The 388-nt window shown below is 53.6% G+C and carries 1 rRNA gene; it reads right to left on the bottom strand.

Annotated elements, in window-relative coordinates:
• Positions 1-388: ribosomal RNA gene (locus HZY83_RS06710) — 23S ribosomal RNA — on the bottom strand; the annotation flags it as partial.

Raw genomic sequence — 388 nt, 5'->3', positions numbered from 1 at the left:
TCCATGCGGAACCACCGGATCACTAAGTCCGTCTTTCGACCCTGCTCGACTTGTAGGTCTCGCAGTCAAGCTCCCTTATGCCTTTACACTCTGTGAATGATTTCCAACCATTCTGAGGGAACCTTTGAGCGCCTCCGTTACCTTTTAGGAGGCGACCGCCCCAGTCAAACTGCCCGCCTGACACTGTCTCCCACCACGATAAGTGGTGCGGGTTAGAAAGCCAACACAGCTAGGGTAGTATCCCACCAACGCCTCCACGTAAGCTAGCGCTCACGTTTCAATGGCTCCTACCTATCCTGTACAAGCTGTGCCGAATTTCAATATCAGGCTACAGTAAAGCTCCACGGGGTCTTTCCGTCCTGTCGCGGGTAACCTGCATCTTCACAGG

Origin of the sequence: Gemella sp. GH3 (assembly GCF_013415425.1) — a bacterium.
Classification (GTDB): Bacteria; Bacillota; Bacilli; order Staphylococcales; family Gemellaceae; genus Gemelliphila.
The sequence above is the reverse complement of the archived record's forward strand: the minus strand, read 5'-3'. Positions and strand labels throughout refer to the sequence as shown.